The 25,469-nt window shown below is 65.4% G+C and carries 21 protein-coding genes and 1 pseudogene; 9 read left to right on the forward strand and 13 right to left on the reverse strand.

The window, feature by feature from the left end; genetic code table 11:
- The 9 genes and pseudogenes from AC1DRP_RS05530 to AC1DRP_RS05570 all read left to right on the forward strand — a co-directional run.
- Positions 1 to 539: alpha/beta hydrolase family protein (locus tag AC1DRP_RS05530; protein ID WP_476768016.1), on the forward strand; the 539-nt coding region annotated here is incomplete at its 5' end.
- A 26-nt stretch (positions 540 to 565) separates the two neighbouring features.
- A complete protein-coding gene (locus tag AC1DRP_RS05535; RefSeq protein WP_476768017.1) occupies positions 566 to 1,993 on the forward strand; it encodes a M20 family metallopeptidase in 1,428 nt (475 codons plus the stop codon).
- A 93-nt stretch (positions 1,994 to 2,086) separates the two neighbouring features.
- Positions 2,087 to 3,727, forward strand: coding sequence for an ABC transporter substrate-binding protein (locus AC1DRP_RS05540; RefSeq protein ID WP_476768018.1), 1,641 nt, complete (start codon positions 2,087 to 2,089; stop codon positions 3,725 to 3,727).
- A gap of 9 nt (positions 3,728 to 3,736) precedes the next feature.
- A complete protein-coding gene (locus AC1DRP_RS05545) occupies positions 3,737 to 4,807 on the forward strand; it encodes an ABC transporter permease (protein WP_476768019.1) in 1,071 nt (356 codons plus the stop codon).
- A gap of 9 nt (positions 4,808 to 4,816) precedes the next feature.
- Complete coding sequence (locus tag AC1DRP_RS05550) at positions 4,817 to 5,740, forward strand: ABC transporter permease (RefSeq protein WP_441504495.1); 924 nt, start codon at positions 4,817 to 4,819, stop codon at positions 5,738 to 5,740.
- Between the two features lie 70 nt (positions 5,741 to 5,810).
- Positions 5,811 to 6,599 (forward strand): annotated as a pseudogene (locus tag AC1DRP_RS05555) (ABC transporter ATP-binding protein); the annotation flags it as partial.
- Complete coding sequence (locus AC1DRP_RS05560) at positions 6,596 to 7,393, forward strand: ABC transporter ATP-binding protein (protein ID WP_476768020.1); 798 nt, start codon at positions 6,596 to 6,598, stop codon at positions 7,391 to 7,393. The pseudogene AC1DRP_RS05555 and the gene AC1DRP_RS05560, both read left to right, overlap by 4 nt.
- Before the next feature lie 29 nt (positions 7,394 to 7,422).
- A complete protein-coding gene (locus tag AC1DRP_RS05565) occupies positions 7,423 to 8,445 on the forward strand; it encodes a serine hydrolase domain-containing protein (RefSeq protein WP_476768021.1) in 1,023 nt (340 codons plus the stop codon).
- A gap of 49 nt (positions 8,446 to 8,494) precedes the next feature.
- Positions 8,495 to 9,859 carry an MmgE/PrpD family protein gene (locus tag AC1DRP_RS05570; protein ID WP_476768022.1) on the forward strand — a complete coding sequence of 455 codons (1,365 nt, stop codon included), beginning with the start codon at positions 8,495 to 8,497 and terminating at the stop codon, positions 9,857 to 9,859.
- Here the strand turns inward: AC1DRP_RS05570 and AC1DRP_RS05575 are convergent.
- From AC1DRP_RS05575 to AC1DRP_RS05635, 13 genes are all read right to left on the reverse strand, one after another.
- Positions 9,784 to 10,806 (reverse strand): LysR family transcriptional regulator, encoded by a 1,023-nt coding sequence (locus AC1DRP_RS05575; RefSeq protein WP_476768023.1) that lies wholly within the window; start codon positions 10,804 to 10,806, stop codon positions 9,784 to 9,786. The two genes, AC1DRP_RS05570 and AC1DRP_RS05575, sit on opposite strands and share 76 nt — an antisense overlap.
- Before the next feature lie 143 nt (positions 10,807 to 10,949).
- Complete coding sequence (locus tag AC1DRP_RS05580) at positions 10,950 to 13,277, reverse strand: hypothetical protein (protein ID WP_476768024.1); 2,328 nt, start codon at positions 13,275 to 13,277, stop codon at positions 10,950 to 10,952.
- A 157-nt stretch (positions 13,278 to 13,434) separates the two neighbouring features.
- Positions 13,435 to 14,754: a BatD family protein gene (locus AC1DRP_RS05585; RefSeq protein WP_476768025.1), complete on the reverse strand. Its 1,320-nt coding sequence runs from the start codon at positions 14,752 to 14,754 to the stop codon at positions 13,435 to 13,437.
- Positions 14,751 to 15,395, reverse strand: a complete 645-nt coding sequence (locus AC1DRP_RS05590; RefSeq protein ID WP_441488127.1) for a tetratricopeptide repeat protein — start codon at positions 15,393 to 15,395, stop codon at positions 14,751 to 14,753. The genes AC1DRP_RS05585 and AC1DRP_RS05590 overlap by 4 nt, the downstream gene beginning before the upstream one ends.
- Complete coding sequence (locus AC1DRP_RS05595; RefSeq protein ID WP_476768026.1) at positions 15,392 to 16,312, reverse strand: vWA domain-containing protein; 921 nt, start codon at positions 16,310 to 16,312, stop codon at positions 15,392 to 15,394. Before AC1DRP_RS05595 ends, AC1DRP_RS05590 begins: the two co-directional genes overlap by 4 nt.
- Entirely contained in the window at positions 16,309 to 17,112 is an 804-nt protein-coding gene (locus tag AC1DRP_RS05600; RefSeq protein ID WP_476768027.1) for a VWA domain-containing protein, read from the reverse strand. The genes AC1DRP_RS05595 and AC1DRP_RS05600 overlap by 4 nt, the downstream gene beginning before the upstream one ends.
- 221 nt (positions 17,113 to 17,333) lie before the next feature.
- On the reverse strand, positions 17,334 to 17,831 hold the full coding sequence (locus AC1DRP_RS05605) for a DUF4381 domain-containing protein (RefSeq protein WP_476768028.1): 498 nt from the start codon (positions 17,829 to 17,831) through the stop codon (positions 17,334 to 17,336).
- Positions 17,828 to 18,829: a DUF58 domain-containing protein gene (locus AC1DRP_RS05610; RefSeq protein WP_476768029.1), complete on the reverse strand. Its 1,002-nt coding sequence runs from the start codon at positions 18,827 to 18,829 to the stop codon at positions 17,828 to 17,830. The genes AC1DRP_RS05605 and AC1DRP_RS05610 overlap by 4 nt, the downstream gene beginning before the upstream one ends.
- 13 nt (positions 18,830 to 18,842) lie before the next feature.
- Complete coding sequence (locus AC1DRP_RS05615; RefSeq protein WP_476768030.1) at positions 18,843 to 19,829, reverse strand: AAA family ATPase; 987 nt, start codon at positions 19,827 to 19,829, stop codon at positions 18,843 to 18,845.
- A 92-nt stretch (positions 19,830 to 19,921) separates the two neighbouring features.
- Positions 19,922 to 20,896 carry a formylglycine-generating enzyme family protein gene (locus tag AC1DRP_RS05620; RefSeq protein ID WP_476768031.1) on the reverse strand — a complete coding sequence of 325 codons (975 nt, stop codon included), beginning with the start codon at positions 20,894 to 20,896 and terminating at the stop codon, positions 19,922 to 19,924.
- 23 nt (positions 20,897 to 20,919) lie between these two features.
- A complete protein-coding gene (locus AC1DRP_RS05625) occupies positions 20,920 to 21,825 on the reverse strand; it encodes a polyphosphate kinase 2 family protein (RefSeq protein WP_476768032.1) in 906 nt (301 codons plus the stop codon).
- 2 nt (positions 21,826 to 21,827) lie between these two features.
- A complete protein-coding gene (locus AC1DRP_RS05630; RefSeq protein WP_476768056.1) occupies positions 21,828 to 22,826 on the reverse strand; it encodes an HAD family hydrolase in 999 nt (332 codons plus the stop codon).
- Between the two features lie 68 nt (positions 22,827 to 22,894).
- Positions 22,895 to 25,363 carry a fused MFS/spermidine synthase gene (locus AC1DRP_RS05635; RefSeq protein ID WP_476768033.1) on the reverse strand — a complete coding sequence of 823 codons (2,469 nt, stop codon included), beginning with the start codon at positions 25,361 to 25,363 and terminating at the stop codon, positions 22,895 to 22,897.
- Positions 25,364 to 25,469 lie beyond the last annotated feature (106 nt).

Raw genomic sequence — 25,469 nt, forward strand, 5'->3', positions numbered from 1 at the left:
CCTACCAGCATCTCGACGACAAGCATCTGCGCATGGACAGTGTCGCGGACCTCAAGGCGGTGCGGTTGTGGCTGCGCGAACAACCGGAGGTCGATGACGAGCGCGTCGCGGTCTATGGGCGTTCCTATGGCGGCTTCATGGTGCTCGCCGCGCTGACCGAACAACCCGAATTGTGGAAGGTCGGCGTCGAGTTCTACGGCATCGCCAATTTCCTGACGATGCTCGAAACCACGGGGCCGTGGCGCAAGTATCTGCGCGCGGTCGAATATGGCGATCTCGTTGCCGATCGGGACGACCTGATCCGCTTCTCGCCGATCCACAAGGCAGGCCATATTCGCGCGCCGCTGTTTATCGCGCAGGGGCTCGACGATCCGCGTGTGCCTCCCGGCGAGAGCGAGATGATCTATTCGGTGCTGCGCGGCCGCGGCCATCCGGTCGAGTATGTCCGCATCCCGCATGAGGGCCATGGCTTCGCCCGGATCGAGAACCGGCGCACGGTCTTCGGGGCCGTCGCACGCTTTCTGCGTAAGCATCTGTGACAGCATCTGGAATACGAGAGGACGCCATGCGTAATTCAGAGACGATCTGGCAATTGGTCGATGCCAAGCGGCAGCCCTTCGAGGCGCTGAGCGACCGGGTCTGGGGCATGCCCGAGATCGCCTATACCGAGTACCGCTCGGTCGCCGAGCATACGGCGATGCTGAAGGAACAGGGCTTCCGCGTGACCGAGAATGTCGCCGGCATTCCGACTGCGGTGATGGGCGAAGYGGGCGAGGGCGGCCCGGTGATCGCCTTCCTCGGCGAATATGATGCGTTGCCCGGCCTGAGCCAGGAGGCGAATATCGCCGAGCCGCGCCCGGTCGAGGGTAGCGGACATGGCCATGGCTGCGGCCACAACATGCTCGGCTCGGCCGCGCTGCTGGCCGCGACCGCGCTCAAGGACTGGCTTGCCGAGACGGGGCGCCCCGGGCGGGTGCGCTATTTCGGCTGCCCGGCGGAAGAGGGGGGCGCAGCGAAGGCCTTCATGGTGCGTGCCGGCGCCTTCGACGATGTCGATGTCGCCATCACCTGGCACCCGGCGTCGATGACGCGGGTCGACGAGGCGCTGTCGCTCGCCAATACGCGCATGGACTTCCACTTCACCGGCCGCGCCTCGCACGCGGCGGCGGCGCCGCATCTGGGACGCAGCGCACTCGATGCCGTCGAGCTGATGAATGTCGGCGTCAACTACATGCGCGAACACATGCCGTCGGATGCCCGCATCCACTATGCCATGCTCGATTCCGGGGGTATCGCGCCGAACGTCGTGCAGGCTTCGGCAAAGGTACGTTATGCGATCCGCGCCCGCGATCTCGCGGGCATGCTGGAGCTCAATGAACGGGTCAAGAAAGTCGCCGAGGGGGCGGCGCTGATGACCGAGACCAAGGTCTCGATCTCGATCATGAGCGCGGTTTCCAACATGCTCGGCAATACGCCGCTCGAAGAGGCGATGTTCCAGAACATCCAGCGCCTCGGGCCCGTGCCGTTCGACGATGCCGACCGCGCCTACGCCGCCCAGATCCAGGCGACGCTGAGCGAGGCCGACATCCTGAACGACTATCGCCGCACCGGCGTCGCGCCGCGCGAGAACACCCCGCTCTGCGATTTCGTGATCCCCAGGGATGCCAGAGGCGTGCCGATGGTCGGCTCGACCGACGTCGCGGATGTCAGCTGGAAGGTGCCGACCATCCAGGCACGCGTCGCGACGCATGCCATCGGCACGCCCGGCCATTCCTGGCAGATCACGGCGCAAGGCAAGGCCCCGGCCGCGCATAAGGGCATGGTTCATGCCGCCAAGATCATGGCCGGTACGGCCGTCGACGTGATGAGCGACGAGACGCTGCTGGCGCGCGCCAAGAAGGATCACCAGGAGCGGACGACCAGGACGCCCTATATCTGCCCGATCCCGGCCGAGGTGAAGCCGCCGATCCAGCCGCGGCCCGAAGCCGCCTGAGCCTTTCAGCCGGGCCTGCGCGGGAGACACAGCGCAGGCCTAGCGACCACAGCAAGTCTTGACCAAGAACAATCACGAGAGCGGGAACTGACCATGGCCAAGCAAGACCAGTCGACGGAGACGCGCGCGCCTCGCGCCGCGCGGTATCTTCTCTCCAGCGTCGCCGCTGCGGCGGCCGTTTGCGCTGCTGCCACGACGGCCGGCGCCGCCACGCCGAAGAACGCCCTGGTGATGGCGTGGAATATCGATGCGATCAGCACTTTCGATCCGGCCCAGGTCGGCGAGGTCGTGACCAACGAGATCCTGCAGAACACCTGCGACACGCTGGTCGATTTCGACCCGGCCGACGAGCGCAAGGTTGTCCCGCTCTTCGCCGAGCGCTGGGACGTCTCGCCGGATCGCAAGGAGATCACCTTCCACCTGCGCAAGGGCGCCAAGTTCCCGTCCGGCAATCCGGTGACCGCTGAGGATGTCCTCTGGTCGCTGCGCCGCGTGGTCAAACTCAATTTCGGCAATGCCGCGACCCTGACCGAATACGGCTTCACCAAGGACACGGTCGATCAGCGCATCGTGGCGCCGGATGCCAATACGGTCGTGTTCAAGCTCGACAAGGCCTATCCGACGACGCTGATCCTGCAGGCGATCGCCGCCAACCGCGTCGCTGCCGTGATGGACATGAAGACCATCATGGCCAATGAGCAGAATGGTGATCTCGGCAATAAGTATCTCGGCACCCGCACGGCCTGCGTCGGCCCCTACAAGCTGACGCGCTGGAACGCGGGCGAGTCCATCGTGCTCGAGGCGAACGAGGGCTATTGGGGCAAGGCTCCGGCGCTGAAGCGCGTGCTGATCCGGCATGTCGCGGAAGCCGGCACCCAGCGCCTGCTGCTGGGGCAGGGCGACGTCGACGTCGCGCGTGACCTGACGCCCGAGGACGTCAAGGACCTCGAAGCCTCGAAGGATGTCTCGATCCTCAAGGTTCTGCGGCCGCAGCTGTTCTTCTGGAACTTCAACGTTGCGGACGGCCCCTTCTCCAAGGAGAAGGTGCGCCTCGCGATGCGCTACCTGATCGACTATGACGGTCTCGGCAAGACGATCATGACCTATCTCGGGGTGCCGCGGGCGAGCTTCGCGCAGCTTGGAGCGGTCGGCGCATTGGACGAGAAGGAGGGCCAGCCCTTCAAGCTCGACCTCGACAAGGCCAAGCAGCTCCTGACCGAGGCGGGCTATCCGAACGGTTTCGAAGCCAGCCTGATCTTCGGCACCTTGCCGCATTCGGCGCCGATCGCCCAAAGCGTGCAGCAGAACGCCTCCAAGATCGGCGTGAAGCTGTCGCTCGAGCGGATGGCCAATGCCCAGCTGTTCAGCAAGGTTCGCGGCCGCGAATTCCAGTCGGCGATGCTGGCCTGGCAGACCGGCGTGCCGGATGCGCATGGGAATGCCTCGCGCCTCGTCTTCAATCCCGACAACCGGGCCGAGGCGAAGCAGACGCAATATCCGAGCTGGCGTTCGTCGTATCAGGACCTGGCGCTCAACGCCAAGATCGACGAAGCCTTGCTGGAAGCCGACACGGCCAAGCGCGACGCGCTCTACGCCGAGATTCAGAAGGACGTCATGGCCAAGGGGCCGATGGCCTTCATGTTCCAGATGTACAACATCGCGGGTGTCCGCAAGGACCTGARGGACTGGAGCTGGACCGGCTTCAAGACCTACTACGCCCGAACCAGCAAGTAAGGCTGGCCGGTGTCCGAAGTCGCCGAGGTCGGCTCCCGTCGGTTTGCGAGTCCAGGGCGGAAGGGTCTTCCGTCCTGGGTCTGGGCAACCGGAAGGACCATCATTTCCGTTGCCGTGACCCTGTTCGGGCTCGCGGCGCTCACCTTCTTCATCGGTCGCCTGCTGCCGCTTGATCCCGTTGCCGCGGTGCTCGGCGACAACGCGACCCAGGAAGCCTATGACGCGATGTACCGGCAGCTCGGTCTCGACCAGCCGCTCTGGGTGCAGTTCGCGCGCTATGTCTGGGGCATCCTGCATCTCGATTTCGGGACGGCGCTGACCACCGGGAAACCGGTGATGGAAGACATCGCCCGCGTCTTCCCGGCGACGATCGAGCTCGCCAGCGTGGCGATCATCATCGGTACGGGGCTCGGCATTCCGATGGGCGTGCTCGCCGCCATGTACCGCGATACGTGGATCGACCAGCTGTCACGCGTCGTCGGGCTGATCGGTTATTCCGCCCCCAATTTCTGGCTCGGCCTGATGGGGCTCGTCCTGTTCTACGCCACGCTCGGCTGGGTGGCGGGGCCGGGGCGCATCGACTTCACCTATGAGTTCGACCTCGAGCATGTGACCGGCTTCCTGCTCATCGACAGTGCCATGGCGGGCAACTGGGAGATGTTCGGCAACGCCTTCTCGCACATCATCCTGCCGGCCTCGATCCTGGCCTTCGGCGCGTTCGCCTATATCAGCCGCATGACACGCAGCTTCATGATCGAGCAGCTGAGCCAGGAATATGTGGTGACGGCGCGGGTCAAGGGGCTGTCCTGGTCGCGCACCGTTTGGGGCCATGCCTTTCGCAATATCGCCGTGCAGGTCGTGACCGTCGTGGCGCTCTCCTACGCCTTCCTGCTGGAAGGGGCGGTGCTCACGGAGACGGTCTTCGCCTGGCCCGGTTTCGGCCGCTATCTGACCAATGCCCTGCTCGCGGGCGACATGAATGCCGTGGTCGGCTGCACGCTGCTCGTCGGCGTCATCTTCGTCACGCTCAATCTGCTCTGCGACCTGCTCTACCGGGTCTTCGACCCGCGCACCCGGTGAAGGCACGCCATGTCCGCTCCCCCTCTTGAAACGTCCGGCACAGGCCTCAAGGCCTGGCTTACGGCCCCCGTTCCGGCCTCGCCATTCCAGGCGCGGATGCAGCAGCTGTCCCTGAAATGGTGGCGGCTCAAGGCCAACCCGTCGGCGCTGTTCGGGCTGGCCGTCATCGTACTCATCGTGCTGGCGGCCTTGTTTGCGCCGCTGATCGCGACGCATGACATCTATGCCCAGGATCTCGGCAAGCGGCTGATGCGGCCGTCGGCGGCGCATTGGCTCGGCACGGACGAACTCGGCCGCGATATCTTCAGCCGGCTCGTCTTCGGCGCCCGCATCACGCTCTACATTGCCTTGCTGACGGCGATCATCGTCGCGCCGCTCGGTTTGATCATCGGCACCACCTCCGGTTATCTCGGCGGCTGGGTAGACATCGTGCTGATGCGCGTGGTCGATGTCTTCCTGGCCTTCCCGAGCCTGGTGCTGGCACTCGCCTTCGTCGCCGCGCTCGGCCCGGGCATCGAAAACGCCATCATCGCGATTGCGCTCGCCGCCTGGCCACCAATCGCCCGGCTTGCTCGCGCGGAAACCCTGTCGATCCGCAAGTCGGACTATATTGCCGCCGTGCGGCTGCAGGGAGCCTCGCCGTTGCGCATCATCCTTGGCCATGTCGTGCCGATGTGCATTCCCTCTGTCGTGGTGCGCCTCACGCTCAACATGGCGGCGATCATCCTCACCGCGGCGGGGCTCGGTTTCCTCGGCCTCGGTGCGCAGCCGCCAAGCCCGGAATGGGGCGCCATGCTGGCTTCCGGCCGGGAGTTCATCCTGACCAATGGCTGGATCGCGGCTATTCCCGGTACCGCCATCCTGATCACCAGCCTCGCCTTCAACCTCTTCGGGGATGGCCTGCGCGATATCCTGGATCCGCGTCATGGCTAAGCCGCTGCTCGAGGTCGAGGACCTCTTCGTGTCCTTCAAGGGGGCTCATCGCACCACCCAGGCGGTCCGGGGCATCTCGTTCAACGTCGGCCGGGAGAAGGTGGGTATCGTCGGCGAGTCCGGTTCGGGCAAGTCGCTCACCGGGCGCACGGTGCTGAAGCTGACGCCGAAGGCCGCACATATCGACGCCAGGCGGCTCTCCTTCGACGGCATCGACCTGCTCGCCGCCAGCGAGCGGCAGATGCGGAGCATTCGAGGCAACCGCATCTCGATGATCCTGCAGGACCCGAAATTCTCGCTCAACCCGCTGATGCGAGTCGGCCAGCAGATCACCGAAGCCTACCGCCTGCATCACAAGGTCGGCCGGCGCGAGGCCGAAGCGCGGGCGCTGGCCATGCTCGAGGCGGTGAAGATTCGCGATCCCGACCGCGTCTACCAGCTCTTCCCGCACGAGGTTTCGGGCGGCATGGGGCAGCGCATCATGATTGCCATGATGCTCATTCCCGAACCGGACCTGATCATTGCCGACGAGCCGACTTCGGCCCTCGACGTGACGGTGCGAAGGCAGGTCCTGACCATTCTCGACGAGCTCGTCACGCGGCGTGGCGCGGGGCTGATGTTCATCAGCCATGACCTCAACCTCGTCGCCGATTTCTGCGACCGCGTGTTGGTCATGTATGCCGGCCGGATCATGGAGGACATCRCCGCGCGCGACCTGCGCAATGCGCGCCACCCCTATACGCGCGCGCTGCTCGACAGCCTGCCGCGGCTCGACCGCGCCACCGACATGCTCCAGGTCCCGAGCCGCGACCCGGCCTGGCTCGACGGCCCGACGATCCGCAGCGGAGTGGCGACATGAGTGCTCCGGCCACGAACGCTTCTGGGGCTGCGCAGGAAACCGCCCTCGCAGTCAGCCATCTCAACATCATCTTCGGCAGCGGCGCAGCCGCGATGACCGCGGTCGACGATGTCTCCTTCACGCTCGGGCACGGCGAAGCCTTCGGGCTGATCGGCGAGTCCGGCTGCGGCAAGTCGACGATCCTGCGTGCGCTCGTCGGCCTCAACCGCGACTACGAGGGCACGATCAGGTTCCGCGACACGGTGGTGCCGCACCAGCGCGACAAGAGCTTCTTTCGCCGGGTGCAGATGGTCTTCCAGGACCCCTATGCCTCGCTTCATCCGCGCAAGATGGTGCAATACGTCCTGGCCGAGCCCCTCCGGATTCACGGGTTCGACCGGCACCAGGAGCGTATCGACGAAATCCTGTCCGCCGTCGGGCTCGGGCCATCGTTCCGCTATCGCTTCCCGCATGAGCTTTCGGGCGGCCAACGCCAGCGCGTCGCGATCGCACGCGCACTCATCATCGAGCCCGAACTGCTGCTCCTCGACGAGCCGACCTCGGCGCTCGATGTTTCGGTCCAGGCCGAAATCCTCAACCTGCTGAAGCAGCTCCGGCGTGCCCGCGACCTGACCTATCTGATGGTCAGTCACGACCTCGCGGTGGTGACGCATCTGTGCGAGCGCGTCGGCATGATGAGCGAAGGACGCATCATCGAGGAGATGAGCGCCGAGGACGTGCGCGCCGGCCGCGCCGCCGAGCCTTACACGCGGGAATTCCTGGAGGCGAGCACGGGGTACCGGCCGGCCTCGTGACTGCAATCCTCAGGGGAGGCGATTTTTCCATGCGCAAAGACGTTTCGGGGGACGGACAGGTTGCGGATGCGGCCTGGCCGAATGAGGACTGGAGTGCGGTAAACCCCGCTGATGCGGGCTGGTCCGCGGATGGCCTCGACCGCGTCTGGAGCTATGCCGACACGATCGCGACTGCGACGCTGATGATCGTGCAGGGCGGCCGGGTTGTCGCGAGCCGCGGCGATCTCGCCCATCGTTACCAGTGCCATTCGATCCGCAAGAGCTTCCTCAGCGCTCTCATCGGTATCCATGAGGACGAAGGCACGATCGACCTGTCGCGCAGCCTGGCGCAGCTCGGAGTCGACGACAAGGACGGCCTGAGCGAACGCGAGAAGGCGGCCACGATCTACGACCTGCTAACTGCGCGCTCGGGCATCTTTCACCCGGCCGGGTATGAATCGGCCTGGATGAAGTCGATCAAGGAGCCGCGCCATTCGCACGCGCCGGGCGCCTTCTGGTCCTATAACAACTGGGACTTCAACGCTCTCGGCACGATCTTCGGCGCGCTCACCGGTGCCGGCATCCATGATGACTTCCAGGGGCGCATCGCCGGGCCGCTCGGCATGCAGGATTTCCGCTTCGACGAGGAACGTCGCGACGGCTGGATCGAGCCGGACGACTGCTCCGTGCACCCGGCCTATCCGTTCCGGATGTCGACGCGCGATCTCGCCCGCTTCGGCCTGATGTTCCTGCGGCGAGGCCGCTGGCGCAGCCGGCAGGTGGTGCCGGCCAACTGGGTGGCGACCAGTGTCCTGCCGCTCTCGGATGCAGGCCCGCGTGGCGGCTATGGCTATATGTGGTGGGTGTCGCGGTCCGGTGCTGGTTTTCCGGGCGTCGTGCTGCCGGATGGCAGCTACAGCGCCCAGGGCGTCGGCGGGCAGTACTGCCTCGTCATTCCCTCGCTCGACCTTGTGATCGTGCACCGCGTCAACACCGACAAGAAGGGCGAGGAGGTCAACCGCTTCGCCTTCGGGCGCCTGCTGCGCCACATCCTCGACGCGCGCGTGGGCTGACGGACGCGCTGGCCCTTCTCGTCGTACTCGTCGCAGATCTGGAGAGCCTATGTCGAGTGCCATCGAACGCATTGCGGCCTGGAGCCGGTCCGGACCTGGGTTCGCTCCTCTGGCGCGGACGCGTGCGCGTCATGCGATCGCCGATACGATCGGCTGCATGATTGCCGGCGCCGACGATCAGGCGACGCAGTCGGTGCGTGCGGCTTTCGCCGTCAGCATCGGGCCGTCCGGTGCAGCCGCCGTCATTGGTGGCGGCAGGGCACCGGAAGCCGTCGCCGCCCTGGTGAACGGCACGGCGGCGCATGCTCTCGATTACGACGACAATTTCCGGCCGGGCATCACCCATGCTTCGGCGGTGCTCGTGCCGGCCCTGCTTGCCGTCGCGCATGGTCGAGCCGCGAACGGGCGCAGCTTCGTGGACGCCTATCTCGTCGGGCTCGAGGCGCAGGCGATAGTCGGGCGAGGCATCAATCCGGCGCATTACACGCTCGGCTGGCACGCGACCTCGACGGTGGGGGCTATCGGAACTGCAGCAGGCACGGCCTGGCTGATGGGGCTCGATGCGGCGGGCATCGCGCGCGCCATGAGCGTAGCGGCAAGCATGGCGGCCGGGCCCAAGGGGCAGTTCGGGACCCCGGCAAAGCCGCTGCATGCGGGGCTTGCCGCCCGCAATGCCGTTGACGCGGCTGCGCTTGCGGCGGCTGGCATGACCGGTCGTCTCGACATTCTGGAATGCCCGATGGGGGTGGCCGAGCTGTTCGGCGATGCGAGCGCGGCGGGATGGGCCGGGATGGCCATTGCCGAGCCGCATGTCATCGAGAGCGAGGGCCTCATCCCCAAGCGCCATCCCTGCTGCGGCTCCACGCATTACACGGTGGACGCGATTCTCGGGCTGAAGGCCGAACATGGCTTCACGAGCGGGGACGTGCTTGCGGTGGAGACGCTGGTCGGTATCGCGAATGCGCGTAACCTCGCCTATCCCGACCCCGAAGACGAGATGCAGGCACGTTTCTCGATGCATTACTGCGTCGCGCTCGCGCTCCTGCAGGACCGCTTGTCGCTGGCCGATTTCACGTCCGAGGCGGTGCAGCGCCAGGCCGTGCGCGAACTTCTGCCCCGCACCGTCATGAGGGCCTATGACAAGAGCGAGGAGGCCGCTGCCGGGCGCCTGCCGCATCGTGTGACCGTGCGGCTTGCGGACGGGCGAACGCTGACCGTCGAACGCTCCGAGGCCAAGGGCTCGATTGTGGACCCTTTCGACGACATGGATCGCGAGTCGAAATTCCTCGATTGCTGTGCGGCCGCGATGAACGAGGCCGAGATCGCGACGCTCTATGATCAGCTCGCCGACATCGACGCAGCAGCCAATCTCAACTTCCTGTCCCCCGCATTGGTCGCGASGGGCCGCGCATAGGAGAGCCTGCCCGGCATCGGGCGCACAGGTGCGTCCGGCGCACTCAGGGGCATGTTCTCATCGACGGCGGCCCAGAAAAGCTCGGCACCGTGCCGGCTTGGCGATGCGGCACGGTAAAGGCGGATTTCGGCGGTCAGCTCCCAGGAGGGATCGGCCGCCGGCACGAGCACGCCGCTGCGCAGCTCCTCGGTAATCAGGCTTTCCGGGATCCAGGCCATGCCGCGCCCAGCCAAAACCATCGCCTTGAGGCCGACCGACATCGGGTTCTCGTAGACGGTGACGTGAGGGGCGGGCCGATCGGCGAAGAGCTTGGCCAGACGACGGGCAAAGAACGAGCAGCTGCCGTAGCTGAGCATTCGGACGGGCTCTCCTGTGGGGCGGAGAGCATGCACCGGCCTGCCATCGGCGCCGGCGATCGAGACCGGGATCGCGCGCTCGGAGCCAAGGCGGCGATAGATGAAACGAGCGGGATCGAGCAGCAGCGGCACGGTCTCATGCGCATAGGTCAGCAGGAAATCGCATTCGCCCTGGTTCAGGACCGCGACATTGCCGTCATAGGACGAATACTGGTCGCAGAAACGGGTCTTCACCGACCCAAGCCGCTCCTCGATGCGCCTGATGAAGCCGGGGAAATAGGTCAGGGACAAGGTGTTGAGCGTGGCGAAGACCAGCACTTCGGCCGTGTCTTCATGCTGCTGGCGCGCCTCCTGTCGCGAGGTCTGGACCAGCTTCAGGATCTCACGCGCCCGCGGCAGGAAGATTTTGCCCTCCTCCGTGATGCCGATCGGGTAGCTGCTGCGGTCGAACAAGGACAGGCCGAGCCAGCTCTCGAGCTGCCGGATGCGGCGGCTCAGGGCAGATTGCGTGACGTTGCGCTCCCGGGCCGAGCGCGAGAAACTCAAGGTTGTCGAGAGGCTCACAAAGTCCTCCAGCCACTTCAGCTCCATCGCGTCGCATCTCCCTGTCCGGCGGATGGCAACCTGCCATGCCGGACGCGACAAGCAAACAGCTTGCCGCGAACGGGACTGGGGGCGATGCGTGGAGGCGCAATGGCCGGATGCGGCCGGCCGTAGCCGCACCGGCGTCTCCGCTAGCGACGGAAACCACCATGGAATCCGCCGCCACCGCCGTGGAATCCGCCGCCACGGAAACCTCCTCCGCCATGGAACCCACCGCCGCCGGTGAAGCCGCCGCCGTGTAAGCCGCCACCGCCACGGAAACCGCCAGCCTCCGCGAATCCACCGCCTCCTCGGAAGTTTTCCATCCGCTCGCCATGGAACCGGCCGATCTGCTCACGGTCGAGATTACGGATCTCTCCGCCACCGGCATTGGCCCAGCGACCGTTCTGATGCTGCTCCCAGCCATTACTCCCGCGGCGGAAGACCTCACCGTTGCGACCCGCGTAGTGGTCATTCGCGCGTGGGTGGTTGCGGGCGATGTCGCCGGCGTTCTGACGGATGTTCCCGTCATTCAGGCGCAGATTGCCAGCTCGCTCGCCCAGGCCGCCCTGCGCATTCAGATTGGCGCGTGCGTTACCGAGATTGGCGCGCTGGCCGGGCGTGAGCCCGCCCCGGTTGGCGATGCGGGTGTCGATGCGGCTATGCACCGAGTTGTTCGTCCAGCGGTTGTAGATGTTGGCGTGGTTGAAGTTGAACTGGTTGAACGTATTGAAGTTGTTGATCACCACATTGTTGTGGCCCCAACCCCCGCCGCCGCCCCAGCCCCAGGCGCCACCGGCCCAGGCCGCGCCGGCAATGGCCCCCAGGGTGAACCCGGACACCGCGCCCCAGGCGAAAGCCGTGCCATATCCATAGGTCAGAGGTGCCGGATACCAGGCCGATCCGATCCAGGCCGGGTAGACATAGCCGGTGCCGTAGACGACGACCCCGCCGGGCGCGGCGACCGTACCGTAATAGCCCGGTGTATATCCGACATAGACGGTCTCGGGGGTGGAACTGTAGACCCTGACATAGGTCACGAAATGCAGGGGCGAACTCGGCGGGATAGCGTAGATCGCTGCCGGGACTTCGGTCGCGACAGCCCAGGGGCCGGCCGCGCTGTTCGCGACGAACCAGACGCCGTTCTGGACCGCATAATAGGAACTGCCGGCCTTGATCACCGGTATCGCGGCATTGGCGACATATTCGAGGCTGGTGCCTTCGATCGGTTTCAGTTCTGGCTTCCCGTCATAGCGAACGCTCACCTTCGCCTTCTTGCGGTCGACCGTCGCGGTCTGCGGGATCTGATTGTCGATCAGGGAGTCCTGGGCCTGGACCGTGCCGCTCACTGAGGCCAGCACGGCGCCCTTCGGGTGGCTGTCGGGGATCTTGGCGAAATCCGCTGGCAGCTTGTCGCCCGCAACGAAGCTCCAGGGGCCGTTGGAAAGCGATTTGGAGCTGAACCAGCGCCCGGAGATCAGGACATAGTTCTCCTGGCTGGCGACGTCGATGACGACATGGCTGCTGGTGTTCTTGATATAGAGCAGCTGCGTATCCGGAATCGGCAGATATTCCGGATGACCCGCCGTCTGGATCAGATCCGCCGGTCCGAGGCTGACATGCAGGGTCGGGATCGCGCCGCCTGCAACTGCTGCCTCGATGTCCACTGGCGGCGTGTCCATCAGATTGACCTGGGTCCCGGCTGCCTTCAACGCGCCGGCCAGACTGGCCGGAGGCTGTGGCGCCACGGCCCAGGGACCTTCAGGCGCCTTGGCATTCCACCACGTCTTCAGCGCGCGCAGGTAGTAGACGCCGGCAGCCTCGTCGAACAGGATCAGGGCGGGTGTGTTGATCACGCGCAGCAGCTTGCTGCCGGCAACCTGGCGTAGCTGGGGCTTGCCGTCGATCAGGACGAGCAGGGCCGGTGTTTCGCTGTAGACGATTTTGGGGGGCTCGTTGCGCACAGCCTGCGTCTGGTCGGTCTCGGCCTCGGAGACGGCAAGACTGGCCTGCAGGCGAGATAGCGAGATCGTGCGCAGGCCACCGGGGACATGCTCGCGCAACGTCGTCAGATAGGCGTTGGAATTGGCGGTGTCCGAGGGAAAATTCGCCCTGGTGAGCTCGATGCCATCCAGCGAGACGAGATCGCTTTCCTTGTCGACCGAGGTTCTCGCCTTCATCCAGATCACGCCCAGCGTCGGCGCCTGGCTGCCGGGACGCTGGATCGACACGGCCGAGCGGGCTTCGAGGATATCTCCCCGCCAGCTCTCGATCTGCGGTTGATAGATGGTGATGTCCTCCGCGGCATCCGCGACGGTGCGCGGCCAGGACTGGGTCGGGCTTGCCTGCGGCGCGGTTGTCGAGGCGGCTGCCGTTCGCGGGGTTTGGGCCAGGGCGATGGTGGGCGGCGGGAGAAGGAGGGTCACCGTCGCAATGAGGGCGACCGTGTGCTGGAACCGGGCCTTGAGGGGATGCTGCATGTCAGTCTTCGCTTTGAAATCGCATGGAAATTTCACATGGGAGCGATGGCTCCGAACCGTCGGGGCGAATTGTCGTGCGGTTGCGTGGAGCCCAGCCGCCGCGAGATATTTCCGATGAGACGCTGGGCGCTGGCATGATCGGCACTACATTGCGCAGTCATGCACTCTCCTGAGACGCAGGGCGCCGCGACGGAGGGGGCGGATTGAGCGGAGGGAGGGGTGGCGAGACGTGGACGAGGCCGCCCTTCTTGAGCGTAGGGAAGTGTGCGACCAGTTCTGCCAACTCCGCTCCGTTCTGTTTTGACCAACTGCCGCCCGTTCCGAACAGGGCGTGCTCGAGCTGCGTGATCAACGATTGCAAGCGGCTGTCCCGTCGCGCGGCGTCCTTGCCGTCTGGGGGCAATCGCTCCAGCCATGTCGCGAGCGCACGATAGCTCGCCGGAGCATCCCCGGTGCTGGCAATCCGGCGCAGAGTTTTTCGGGCAAAGGTCTCCGAGGCGAAATGTCTCTGCTCGCGCCTGCGCCATCGGGAGCTCAGCCAGGGCCAGAGCATGGCGCATGCGAGCAGGACCAGCGCGGCGCCGAGCACCGGAATGACGAATTTGCGCCAGTTCGCAATGGCGTTGCGCCAGAGCGGTTGCTGTGACGGGGCGGCCGCCGTCGCGGCGACTTTCAACGTGACCCCGGCCAGCGTCTCCGTCCGGGCTTGCCTGCCGTCGGTATCCCACCAGGGCTGCGAGAGACCCGGCAGAACATAGCTGCCAGGCTTCTCGAAGACATAGGTGGCCTTGTCGGTTCGAGAGCCCTCGACGGAGCCGCGGTCGACCTTGTCGTCGACGACCGGCGGATCGACATAGACACGCACGCCCTCGGGCGCGGTAAAGCGAAAATCGACCATGCCGAGCGCCGGGACGCCCGTGGCCTTGCGCTGGATTGCGCGAGTGATCGCACTCCCGGCCCTGAAGGGAGACGACACCGGATCGGGAGACCAGGTCTCGCTGACGCGGACGTCGGATGCGGCAAGAACCGGACCGGAAGGGTCGATACCCGGTGGAACGGTGACCGAGAAATGTATCTGTTGTCCCTTGGCCGATCCAACGGGATCGCCGGCTCGGTCGAGAAGGGTGACATCGGCTGCCGGCACCTGGATATCGCCGCCGCGCCTTGGGAAAATCACGAACTCGAATCTCTGACCGACATAATCCTGATCGCCGATGCGATCCCGAATCGTGATCGCCTGAGTTTCGAAACGCAGGGTCTGGGCTCCTGGAGCCTCCGCGAGTTTGACCAGCGGCGGCCGTGGCATCTCGCTGGGAAACAGCACCTCGACATGCAGCTGCACCGGCTGGCCGATCACGATACCTTCCGAGGGTGCGATCGTCGTCCGAACCAGCGGCGTCGCAGCGGGGGCTTGCGCCAGTGCCGGGGCCATAGCCATGGCGAGCGCAACGACGACAGCCGCCACATGGCGCATCATGGCTGCGTCCCTGAGGCGGGCGATTGAAGCTGGTAGGAGAACTTCACGCGCAGGAAATCCGCGGGCCGGGTCTGAACCCTTTTGAGCCAGAGCGAGCGCACGGCCTCATCGGACATCGCCTGGGCGGGGTCCTCGATTGTCGTGTCCTCGCCGCCCTTCTTCGTCTTGTCGAAGACGATTTCATCGGGCTTGGACTCGGTGTTGTCATTGACCCCGCCTTCCGCCTTCTTGCGCTCGCCGCGGATGCGGGCGATCTCGCGGTTGGTAACGGCCTCCGGCCAGCCGGGCCGAAAGGTCAGCGCCCGGTCGTAGCGCTGCATGGCGTCATCGTACTGGCCGAGCATGATGAGGGCATTGCCCTGGTCATAGGCGCTCTCGGCGCTGTCGACCGCGGCAAAGGCCTGCGCTGCACTCTTGAAATCTCCCGCGCGGAAGAGGGCAACGCCCCGCCAGATCGGATTGCGAAAGGCATTGGCTGCGTCGGCAGGTCGGCCATTATCGAGCAGGATGCGGCCGCGCTGGTCCGGAGTCAGGAACAGGTTGGGCCAGCCGATGCGTTGGGCGAGGAGCGCTAGCAGGAGGACGGCGACGGCCGCGATGAGCGCATAGGGGGCACACATTTTGACGATCGGCCGGGTCATGTCAGCACCCATCCACGGCGGAACCAGAGCAGCGCGAGCAGGGCAAAGAGGGGCGTCAGCCAGTATCCTGCCTCCTGCCAATGCTGTCCTTCGCCAGCGACGTCGGCGGTGCGCCCGACGCGATCGAGCCTGCGCTCAATCGCGGTGATGTCCACCTGATCCGGCGTGGTCGCGACGACGGTCGCGCGAAGCGCGCGGGCTGCCTCTCCGGTGCTGGCTGCATCCAGATTGGCCGGTAGTAGAGACAGGATGGTGGTCGCGGCTACTGCGGCGGTCTCGCCCAGTCGGGCAAGCTGATCACTCGCGACCGTGTCGGCCATCACCAGGATCGAGCCGCCATGCCCGTTGCCGGCCAGTACCCGCTGCGCCAAGGCGAGTGCATTGGCAAGGTCGTCGCCCTCCTTGGGCATGATCGCGGGCGACAGGGCCTTGGCGAGATCCAGCACCACCGTGCTGTCCTGGGTTGGTGGCAGGACAAGATGGCTCGAGCCGGAATAGGCGATGAGACCGGTTGCTGCCCCCTCGCGGAGGCTCAGCAGGTCGGAGAGCTTTTGGCGAGCCCGGTCCAGCCTGGTCGGGGCGAGATCCTCCGTCATCATCGACGGAGTGACCTTGAGGACAATGACGACCGGCGGCTTCGCATCGGCGAAGGGCGAGGGTTCGCGCTGCCAGGCCGGACCGGCGACGGCGATGGTTGCGAGCGTCCAGGCCGCCAAGAGCACGGCATTGGGGGTGATGCGTGACACGGGGCCATTGTCGACCAGAAGATATTTCAGCAACTCGGGATCGATGATGCGGCGCCACCGGCCGGCTGTATCAGCGGCCCGGTATTCAAGCTGCACCAGGACAAGGGCCGGAAGGAAGGCGAACAGCCAAAGTGGGCGCTGGAAGTGGAACGCGGAAAGGGTTTCGATCATGGCGCCCCCTTCGAGATCGCGAGATCGTTGGTTCGAAGCGCAGCGCGCGGCAGTCGGCGTCGCAGCATTCGCAGCGCCTGCAGCAGCAGCGACAGGCTCAGGCCCGCGGCCAAGGGCACCCAATAAATATCGCGCTTCGGGCGAAAACTCACCGTATCGATCTTGCGGGTCTCGATCTCGTCGAGCCGCTGGTAGATCTCGGCGAGTTGGGATCGGTCGAGCGCGCGGAAGAAACCTCCCTTCGTCGTACTGGCAATCTCCTTGAGAGCGCTCTCGTCAAGCTTGTCTTCTCCGGCCGCGGTGGGGTCGCCGACGGCGACTGTATGGATGACGATGCCCCGGTCCCTCGCGACACCTGCGGCCTCTACGGGGGGGGCCTTGCTGGCGGTGTCGTTGCCGTCGGTCAGAGCAATGATCGTCTTCGCTTTGACGGTACTGCGGTCGAAGAGCCCGATGCCGAGGCCGATCGCGTCACCGAAGGCCGTGCGCGGACCGGCCATTCCGACGACGGTGTCGCGCAGCAACGCGCGGCTCAGTTCAAGATCAGTCGTAAACGGCACGAGGACGAATGGCGCATCGCCAAAGACGACGACGCCGACCCGGTCGCCCTTGCGTCGCGACAGGAACTCGTCGAGCACTTGCTTGACCGCCGTCAGTCGGTCGACGGTCTTGCCCGATGCGTCGACGAAGTCCTTCGTGTCCATCGACCCGGACAGGTCGACCAGAAGCAGCAGGTCCCTGGTTGGGCGGTCCTGATGAAGGGGCGGCTCGATCCATTGTGGGCGCGCGAGCGCAGCCACAGCCAGCAGCCAGCAGAGAATCAGGACGAACAAGGGAAGAGTGCGACGTGGCGCGATCACCCCTCCGAGATGCGGAGTTTGACCGCTGAGCGCTGTAAGACGGTCGAAGAACGGAACGCGCAAGCCTGTCCGATTGCTGGCATGGGCGGGCAGAAGGAGCCAGACGGCTATCGGCAGGGGGGTGATCAGGGCCAGCCAGGGATAGGCGAAGGTCAGCATGTTCAGGCCTCCGCGACGGGAGGCGTGCGGTGGGCGCGGACCCAAAGCTCGGCATGCCCGATGAGAAGCCGTAGTTCAGACGGATCCGGCTTGGTCCTGCCATCGAAGGCCTCGGTGAGCAGCCGATGTATCGTGGCCGGATCGAAGCCCGTGCCTGCCTCGTGTGCAACGAAATCGGCCCAAGCGGGGCCGCTGAGCGAGGCGATCTTGTCGCGGCCGTATTCGATCATGGCGACGCGCTTCATCACCGCGGAGATGCGCGCGACGGCGTCGGGATCGTTCTGCTCTACCCCAGCCGATATGGTCTCCAGTTCGGCGATCGCCGCGCGACGATAGGCGGCGGCGCGGTAGCGTTGGACTGCGCGCCAGGCCGGAACCGCGAGCATCGCGAGGCAAGTTGCCGCGACGATCCAGAGACCCGGCGCGGGCGGCCAGAACGGAATGTCCGGGGGCAGCACCAGGTCGCGAAGATTGGCCAGGCTCCCGGGATCGTCGCTCATCGCAGCGGCCGCCCTTGCGCTGCCGCGGCCCGGCGTTCCCTGCGTCTGCCAATGAGTTCGCGGAACTGTGCCGCAACATCGAGGCTTGTCGAGATCGGAAGAATCGGGATCGCCCGATGGCGGGAGAGATCCGCCAGTCGTGCGCGCCAGTCTGCATGCTCGCGCGCGAACCGGCTACGCAGATCCTGAGAGGAAGAATCGATTTCGATCTGGCCAAGACTGGAGCTGAAAACGGCGGGGCCGACATCCGGCAGGTCGCGCTCGAGCGGATCGTGAACGTAGACGGCCAGAACATCGTTGTGAGCACAAAGGCGGGTGATCAGCCGCGCCGTTTCCTCATCCTCGCCGGCGGCATCGGAGATCAGGCAGACCAGCCAGGCATGCGTCGCCATGCGGACCGCATGGCGAAGGGCTTCATTGAGCTGGGCCGCCGCCGACGTCGGTTCTGGCTGGCCTAGGGCGTGATTTTGCTTCACCACTTCCGAAAGCACGCGGATCACGCCGATATCGCGTCCCTGCGGCTTGATGTCGACGATCTGCCGATCGCCAAAGACGACCGCGCCGATGCGGTCGCCGAGGGAGGTGACGCGCCAGGCACTGAGTGCCGCGGCTTCGGCGGCTGCGACTGACTTCATCGCCCGCTGGCTGCCGAAGAACATCGTGCTGCGCTGGTCGACGATCAGCAGGACCGGCCGATCGCGCTCTTCCGAATAGACGCGGACATGAGGAGAGCCGAGACGAGCCGTCGCCAGCCAGTCGATCGAACGGGTATCGTCCCCCTCGAAATAGTGGCGCAACTCCTCAAAGTTCAGGYCGCGTCCCCGCAGGCGTGAGGCATGCCGGCCGGCAAGCAGGCTGTGAACCGGCTGGCGAGGCAGAAAGCTGAAACCCTTTGCACGGTGCTTCAGCCGCAGCAGATCATCGAGCGAGACAAAGACGCGCGCGCCAGTTTCCGGAACGGCGCTGCCTGCTCCCTGTCTTTCCCGCATCAACGCCATGAGCCGCTCCGCCCTAGGCCGCGACCGCAACCAGTTTCATGATCTCGTCCAGCACACCGTCCGCATTCACGCCGTCGGCGCCGGCCTCGTAGCTGAGCGACAGGCGATGGCGCAGGCAGTCATGGACAATCGCCTGGACATCTTCGGGCGTGACATAATCGCGTCCGTTGAGCCAGGCATAGACGCGCGAGCAGCGATCGAGTGCGAGCGAGCCGCGCGGGCTTGCCCCGACTGCGATCCAGTTCTTCAACTTGTCGCCGAATTCGGCGGGCCTGCGCGTCGCGGCGACAAGGGCGACCATATAGGTCTCGACGACCGCTTTCGTCGTCACCCGGTCGATCTCGGAGCGCGCCTCGAAGATCAGCTTCTGCGGGATCTTCGGCGGAGGCTGCGCGGCAGCACCCGTCGGCTCAGCAGCTTCCCCGCGAACGAGCCGCATCACCTTCACCTCATCGGCATCGGTGGGGTAGTCGATCCGGATATGCATGAGGAAGCGGTCCATCTGCGCTTCCGGGAGAGGATAGGTTCCCTCCTGCTCGATCGGGTTCTGGGTCGCGAGCACCATGAAGAGGTCGGGCAGGTCGTAGCGCTTGCCGGCGACTGTCACATGCCGTTCCTCCATCGCTTCGAGGAGCGCCGACTGGACCTTGGGCGGGGCGCGATTGATCTCGTCAGCCAGGACAAGGTTGCCGAAGATCGGTCCCTTGCGGAACTCGAACTGACCGTCGCCGCGCAGGATCTCGCCGCCGGTGACGTCCGAGGGGAGAAGGTCCGGCGTGAACTGAATGCGGCTGAAGTCGGATTCGAGATTATTCGAAAGGCTCTTGATGGCGCGGGTCTTGGCGAGACCCGGCAGGCCCTCGAGCAGGACATTGCCATTGGCAAGCAGTGCGACGACGAGCCGTTCGACGACGCGTTCCTGGCCGATGATGTCATGGTTGATCCGCTTCTGCAGATCGACGACCGCGTCCCGAGCCGCCGATCCCCTGCCGTCGCTCATCAGCCTGTTCCCTCCGGAATGCGAGTGGGGCTTTCGCCGGAATTCTGAACGAAGCGGCGCTCCAGTCAGCAACGTAACCGTTACAGCTGCATTCAGGTCGGGGGGGCGGGCTCGGTCCGGACCACGCAACGGAAGCCGACATGGCTCGTCGAGGTATCCACCGGTTCGGCATGGCGGGCGGCCGGGCGATAGCGCCGGCAATAGCTTGGTGCGCAAAGATGCGAGCCGCCCTTCAGGACTCTGCGCGGAATGCGGATCGCAGGCTGACGCGGATCATAACTGTCGGCCTCGGGGCCGCCGCGGGGATTTTGCGGCACGCAGCAGGCCTTGGGTGCATCGCCTTGATGGCGCGTCGACCAGAAATCCGTTGTCCACTCCCAGACATTGCCGATCATGTCCTGGACGCCATAGCCGTTGGCGGGAAAGGCGCTGACAGGAGAGGTGCGTGCAAACCCGTCTTCCCGCGTATTCTCGTGGGGGAAATTGCCCTGCCAGGTGTTGGCCATATGACGCCCGCCAGGCGTCAACTCGTCGCCCCAGGCGAACTCGACATCCTCAAGCCCGCCACGTGCGGCGAATTCCCATTCGGCCTCGGTCGGCACGGCCTTTCCGGCCCAGGCTGCATAGGCTTCGGCATCGCGATAGGCGACATGCACGACCGGGTGGTCGTCGAGCCCCTTGATCGACGACCCCGACCCATAGGGTTTGCGCCAGGTCGCGCCGAACTGGAATTTCCACCATTGCGACCAGTCGCGCAGGTCGACCGCATGGGTCGGTGGGTTGAACATCAGCGAGCCTGCTCGCAGCATATGGGGCAGGGCGCCGGGATAGTCCTTTGGGTCCGGCGGGATCTCGGCGAAGGTGACGTAGCCGGTTGCTTCGACGAAGGCGCGAAACTGCGCATTGGTGACCGGAGTCGCGTCGATCCAGAAACCATCGACCGTGACGCGATGGCTCGGCGCCTCCTCCGGATAGTGCTTGTCCGAGCCCATGCGGAAGGTTCCGCCGGGAATGCGGATCATGCCGCTCAACGTGTCGATCCTGTCCAGTACCGCGCCATCCGTCATGGTCGTCGGGCCTCCGCTGCTGTTCAATCCGCCTTGGCGCGCTCGGACCGCTCCTCGCTCGCCAATACCTTGCGCGCCTGTGCCATGGCCTTGCGCATGTCGTCGTCGACCGTCGGAAACTGTGGGTCGAGCTGTTCGAGCTTTTCGCCAATGGCTGCCGCCACGGCGAGCCGCGTGAACCATTTGTGATCTGCGGGAATGACGTACCAGGGCGCGCTCTTCGTCGCGGTGCCCCGGATCGCATCCTCATAGGCACCCATATACTCGTCCCAATGACCGCGCTCGGCCAGATCCCTTGAGTCGAATTTCCAGTTCTTGTCCGGTTCGTCGATCCGGGCGAGGAGACGGCGCCGCTGTTCGTCCTTCGAGACATGCAGGAAGAATTTCAGGATCGCGACGCCGTTGCGCGAAAGGTGCTGCTCGAAATCGCGCATGCTCTCGAAACGCTCGCGCCAGATATCGTCTGTGATCAGCTTCGGCGGGAGGTTCTGCGCTTCGAGCACCGAGCGATGGACCCGCGCGACCAGGACCTCTTCATAATAGGAACGGTTGAAGATCCCGATATGACCGCGTTCCGGCAGTGCGCAGGTGGTGCGCCACAGGAAATCGTGCCGCAGATCGATGGTGCTTGGAGCCTTGAAGGACGTCACCTCGCAGCCTTGCGGGTTGATGCCCGACATGACGTGCTCGATCGTGCCGTCCTTGCCGGCCGCATCCATTGCCTGGAAGATGACGAGGAGCGACCAGCGCCCTTCGGCGTAGAGCCGCTCCTGCAGCGCGTGCAGACGCTTGACCCCGGCTGCCAGCAACTCCTTGGCGTCGTCCTTCTCAATGTCGAAACCGCAAACATCGGCGGGGTCGACGTCGGAAAGCCGAAACTTGTCGCCGTCCGTGATCCTGAAGCGCTTGACCACGTCTTCCTTGTTCATCGCTACGGCTCCGGCGGAAAGACAGCCTTCCAGTCCGACTTCATGTCGACAATGGTCCAGCCGTTGGCTTGGCCCTCATCGAGAGCCTTGTCGAGCTTACCGATAGGCGACTTGCGGTCATAGGCCCATTCGCGCTCGGCATCGGTGTGATGGATGATGAGGGCCAGGCGTGGCCCATCGMCGGCCGTCGTATATTGCAGCATCTGCAGGTCGCCGTCGGAATTGCCGAAGGCCAGGATCGGTCGCCGGCCGATGAAGCGGTTGATCCCGACAGGCTTGCCGGGGCCGTCATCGATGAACTCGACCTTGGCGTCCTTGAACAGTTCGGGCTTGCCGCTCGGGCTCAGCCTGAATGTCACTGCACCGGCGGAGCCGACCACCTGTTCGGGCGGGATGCCATAAACCTTGTCGGCGAAGACGCGCATGAATTCGACGCCACCGCCCGAGACGATGAAGGTCTTGAAGCCGTTGGCGCGCAGATAGGTCAGCAGCTCCAGCTGCGGCTGGTAGACCATCTCGGTATAGGGGCGCTTCTTCGTCGGGTGCCGTACGGTGTTGAGCCAGCTGGCGACCAATCGCTCGAATTCCCGTGTCGTTATCCCGGAATGGGCAGCCGCCATGATCTGCAGGAGGCCCTTTTCTCCGGAGGCCGCCAGCCCCTTCATGTCGCCGGCAAGGACCGACCTGTAGGGTTCCTTGCTCTTCCACTCCGGATACAGGGGAGCGAGCCGCTTCACCTCGTCGAAGGCGAACTGAAGCTGGAAATAGACCGGCTGCTCGGCCCAGAGCGTGCCGTCATTGTCGAACGTGGCGATGCGCTCCGCCGGCTTGACGTAATTGGGGCCGCCCTCCTGCGTTACCCTTCTGACGAATTCGACGATGGCGGTCTTTGCCTTGCCGTCGTTCCAGGATGGCAGAGGGTCGGATTGGGCGAGGACGGCGCCATTCCACGCCCAGGATGAGACCAGGAACAACACGGCCAGGGCAGCTCGAACGTTCAGCACCGGGTTCTCCTTCTCAATGTCGGGCTTCCGGGGGCGGGCATTCCGCAGAATGCTTCCGCGCTCGCTCATTCGCGAGGGCCCCCTGTGAACCAGTTGTAATAGGGGTTGGCGGGATCGGCCTGGATCACGCGCCGCATCTGCCGCGCCCAGCGCGCCCGGTCGCCGACATAGGCGGCAAGGCCGGCATCGTAGAATGTCACGAGTCTGCTGCGCTCATTTGCAAGATCGGCCCGGAATGCATCGTCGGCACCGATGACCGGCGGTTCTCCCTGCATCTCCAGGAGAATGGGCAAGGTCCGCGCCAGTTCGAGCCGCCGCACCCAGCCTGCATATTCGATGCGCGGATCGTCATCCGTCACGGGGCGAGCAGAACTTGCATAGCGCTCCAGCCCCTGCCGATCGGTGACGAAGGTCGCGAGGAGAGCCGCAGGGGAATCGATGCCGACATCACTCAGAGCCTTTGCCACCTCCGGCTGTGCGAAGCGGCCGGCGATCCTCTGCAGATCCAGCGAAACCGGTTCTTGCGAGCCGATCAGCAGCATCTCGTGCAGCTCCGTGGTCCAGAGGGTGGCATGCGGGAAGACGTCGAGGAAGCTGYGCACCAGAGACCGCGTGTCTTCGTCGTTCTGGGTCGGCAGGGGCAGCCACTGCGCGACGAGGCCACCCTCGGCAAGGCGCGATTGAGCCAGAGCATAGAAATCGCTCGAATACAGGTTGGCGACGCCCGTAGCAGAGGGCGGCGGCGGTTCGAGCGTGATCAGGTCGTAGCGATCCGGGTTGCGCAGGAGCTCGCGGCGTCCATCGCGCAGGCGGATCTCGAGACGCGGGTCGGTTGCGGCCCGGAAGCTACCCTCGAAATTCGGCGCCGCGCGGATGACGCTCGGCAGCAATTCGGCAACGACGCGCCGGTCGAGGCCGGGATAGGTCAGCAAGGCTCCCGCCGTGATGCCGGTACCGAAGCCGATCACCAAAGCCGATTTCGGCTCGCGATTGTGAATGATCAGCGGCAGCAATGCCTGCATCCGCATGTAGCGCAGGGATGGCATCGCATCGCCGGAATTGGAGACGCCCTGGATGTAGAGACGGCGGAAGCGGTTTCGGCCCGAGCTCCGCTCGACGACGGCGACCGTGCCGCCCAGGCTCTCGTCATAGAAGGTAAGGCTCGCGCCGCGGGCGCCGGGCATCAGCGTGGCGAGGCGATCGGATGGCAGGAGGATGGCGGTCGCGCATGTGGCGGCGCTGATGGCGAGTGCCGCGATCCAGGCCTTTGAGCCGGCGCGCCGTTCGCGCAAGGCAGCGACGGCTCCCACCAGCGCGGCGGCAACGGCGAGCACTGCGAGGCTCTGGACGAGCCCGAGCGCCGGAATGAGGACGAAGCCGGTGATGGCCGTGCCAAGAATGCCGCCGAGGGTATTCAACGCGACGATCATGCCGACACCGCGGCCGATATGCCGGGGGGCGACGATCAGGCGCAACGCCGCTGGAAAGGCCGCGCCCAGGAACAGGGTACTGGGAAGGACGACGCAGATCGCGGCGACGGCAAATCGGGCGGACATGCCGGCAAAGGCGCTGCCCGTCAGATTCAGCACTGCTGCCTCGACCAGGCCCTGGAGCTGGCTCAGCCAGGGGCCGAGCACGGCGATGGCCAGAGCGGCCGACAGGCCGGCCCCCGCGATGAGCAGGCCGAAGACACTCCATGGCTTCGTGACGCGATCGGCCCAGCGCGCGAAAATGGCAGCCCCCAGCGCGAGCCCGGTGAGATAGGTTGCGAGCAGGACGGAGAAGGCGAAGCTGCGCGTGCTCATGAAGGGCACGATCGTCTGCGACCACACCACCTCGTAACCCAGCGCGATGCCGCCTGCGACCGAGTAGAGGGCGATGGCCAGCACGGCCGAAGGCGAGAAGCCGCTATCGGTCGGCTTGACCGCGTCGACGCTTGCGACGCCTGCCTTAGCGTTCGTTGCAAGCGCCGCGAGGGCCGCAACCAGGCAGATTGCGGCGGCCACGAGCGCCGAGCCGCGCATGCCGACCGCGGGAATGACAAGGAACGAGGCGAGCAGTGCACCGGTGATGGCGCCCGCTGTATTGGCCGCATAGAGCCCGCCGCCGACCTGACCGACATCGTCGCGCCGGGTGGCGGCGAAACGCGTCAGCGCTGGCAGCGTGCCGCCCATCAGGACGGCGGGCAGGCCGACGAGCGCGAACACCATCGCCCAGGCGAGCAGCGGTGTCGTCACTTCCAGTCGGGCAAAGAGTGGAGCTGCCTGCGACAGGCCGATGGTCGCAGCCATGGCGAGGATCGCGACGCCACCTTCGAGAGCGGCGTAGAGACGCAAGGGCTGAAGGCTGCGGTCGGCAATCGGTCCAAAGATCAGGCCGCCGATCGCGAGGCCGGCGAAGAAGGCGCTGACGCCGGTCGTCACGGCATAGACCTCGACCCCGACCACGGTCGAGAGCTGCCTGATCCAGATGACTTGGAGGATCAGCGCGGCCGTACCCGAGAGGAACAGCAAGCCAGCTGGCAGGGCGAGCATAGCATCAAGGACCGGCGATCCGGGATCGCGCTAGCGCTGCGACGCCGCCTCGGCGCTTCTGTCCCCACGCTCATGCCCGTTCCCAGCTCTAGAACCATGTTCAGAA

This window comes from Allobosea sp. 01N443 (genome assembly GCF_056399325.1).